The sequence below is a fragment of the Blautia wexlerae genome (assembly GCF_013300825.1).
GTDB lineage: Bacteria > Bacillota > Clostridia > Lachnospirales > Lachnospiraceae > Blautia_A > Blautia_A wexlerae_B.
In genome coordinates this window covers 1-958 of record NZ_JAAIMY010000080.1, presented here as the reverse complement: position 1 = coordinate 958, position 958 = coordinate 1, and the positions used below count along the sequence as shown (strand labels likewise).

The following is a 958-nucleotide window of genomic DNA, read 5'->3' as shown; positions in this document are numbered from 1 at the left end:
TTCTACAGGTATAGAATTTACTCTTGCAAGGTAGAATTAAAAAATACATTTAACCTATAGGTGGGAGATGAATTGCAAAAAAAACAGAAAAGAACACTTGTTCTGCAATGCGATTCATGGTATAATAGAATCAGTCGATAAGGTAAAAGATCAAAAAAGGACTGTTTTTATGGAAAAAATAGATCACAATGCACATTCAGTATATTTGATGTATTATCATCTGATCATGGTGGTAAAATATCGAAGAAAAGTTATCAATGACCCAATTTCAGAAAGAGCAAAAGAAATATGGGAATATATTGCACCCCGATATGGAATTGTTTTGGAGGAATGGAATCATGATATTGACTATGTGCATGTAATGTTTCGTGCACAGCCTAAAACGGAACTCAGTAAATTTATCAATGCATATAAAAGTGCCAGCAGCAGGCTGCTGAAAAAAGAGTATCCGGAAATCCGGGAAAAACTTTGGAAAGAAGTATTCTGGAGTCAGAGTTTCTGCCTTTTGACGGCAGGAGGCGCACCAGTTGAAGTAATCCGTCAATACATCGAAACCCAGGGAGAGAAAAAGCATTGAACATAGCATATCGTTTCCGGATCTATCCAACAGAAGAACAGAAGATACTTCTGGGAAAAACATTTGGCTGCTGCCGTTTTCTGTATAACCAGATGCTTAATGACAAGATCCGGGAGTATAAAAAGACGAAAAACTGTTAAAAAATACACCAGCCATGTATAAAAAGGAGTATTCATTTCTGAAAGAAGTAGATTCGCTGGCACTGGCAAATGTTCAGCTTCATTTGGAGAAAGCATATAAGAATTTTTTCCGTGATCCCAAGGTTGGATTTCCACGTTTCAAGTCAAAACATCACTCCAAAAACAGCTACACAACAAATGTAGTCGACGGAAATATTCTGGTAGAAGATAAGCGGATCCGGCTTCCCAAATTAAAATGGAT

At 37.0% G+C, this 958-nt stretch carries 2 protein-coding genes and 1 pseudogene; all 3 read left to right on the top strand.

The features are described from left to right. The first annotated feature begins 169 nt into the window (after window positions 1–169). Window positions 170–577, top strand: coding sequence for an IS200/IS605 family transposase (tnpA, locus tag G4417_RS16475; RefSeq protein ID WP_173684234.1), 408 nt, complete (start codon window positions 170–172; stop codon window positions 575–577). Then, the gene (locus G4417_RS17405) at window positions 574–717 is read left to right on the top strand and encodes a helix-turn-helix domain-containing protein (protein WP_207664659.1); all 144 of its coding nucleotides are present in this window, start codon (window positions 574–576) and stop codon (window positions 715–717) included. Before tnpA ends, G4417_RS17405 begins: the two co-directional genes overlap by 4 nt. A gap of 14 nt (window positions 718–731) precedes the next feature. Beyond that, window positions 732–958 (top strand): annotated as a pseudogene (locus G4417_RS17400) (RNA-guided endonuclease TnpB family protein); the annotation flags it as partial.

Excerpts from the sequence above, each read along its gene's own strand:
- tnpA (WP_173684234.1), top strand. The coding sequence starts at position 170 with ATGGAAAAAATAGATCACAATGCACATTCAGTATATTTGATGTATTAT.